The sequence below is a fragment of the Blautia sp. CAG:257 genome (assembly GCF_000433815.1).
GTDB classification, from domain to species: Bacteria; Bacillota; Clostridia; order Lachnospirales; family Lachnospiraceae; genus Blautia_A; species Blautia_A caecimuris.
Window position 1 is genome coordinate 1 of record NZ_HF999072.1, and the last position, 886, is coordinate 886.

An 886-nucleotide genomic window follows, 5' to 3' on the forward strand; every position below is an offset into this window, starting at 1 on the left:
CTGGAGCACAGGGATATTGGGAAAGATGCTCTTCTGAAGAAATAGTAAGAGGCGGAAAAATAAGCAGACAGGAGAACGGGGAATTGTCTTTTTCGGGGAAGGTGAAAGAAGAACTTTCCAGACAGATCAGTTCTGCCAGACACTGCAGAATTGCAGAGACAGCAGCTCTTTTAAGCGCCTGCGGCAGAATCACATCTGATGGAAGTCTGAGACTGCAGACGGAAAATGCGGCAGTCGTAAGAAAAGGCTTTACATTATTGCAAAAAACATTTAATATAGATACTGAAATAATTGTCCGCGAAAGTCGTCAGATGAAGAAGGGAAATGTCTATTTTGTGGAGATAAAGGACACGGAGAAGATACAGAACATTCTTCAGGGAACGAAACTTTCTGTAAGCAGGGAAGACGGAGAGGCGCTCTGTTCAGATAATACCCTGGTCACACAGCAAAGCTGCTGTAAGCGGGCGTTTATTCGCGGGGCTTTTCTGGCGTCCGGTTCAATCAGTGATCCTGAAAAGGGATATCATTTTGAGATTGTATGTTCGGATCAGCAAAAGGCAGAACAGCTGCAGGAGCTCATTCGCAGCTTTCAGATTGATGCCAAGATTGTACTGCGTAAAAAATCATATGTGGTCTATGTGAAAGAAGGCGCACAGATTGTAGATATTCTGGCAGTTATGGAAGCAAATGTTGCTCTGATGAATCTGGAGAACATCCGGATACTGAAAGAAATGCGGAATTCTGTTAATCGAAAAGTAAACTGTGAAACAGCAAATATTAATAAAACGGTCAGTGCAGCAGTGAAGCAGATCGAGGACATCCGGCTTATTGAGCGCAGGGTTGGCTTTCAAAGCCTCAATGAAGGTCTTGCCGAAATCGCCGAGCT

General features: G+C 44.2%; 1 protein-coding gene. It reads left to right on the forward strand.

Features of this window, described 5'->3' with window-relative positions; translation table 11 throughout:
• Positions 1-83: 83 nt before the first annotated feature.
• The coding region (gene whiA / locus QVP40_RS09210) for a DNA-binding protein WhiA (protein WP_288200437.1) at positions 84-886 on the forward strand (803 nt) is incomplete at its 3' end.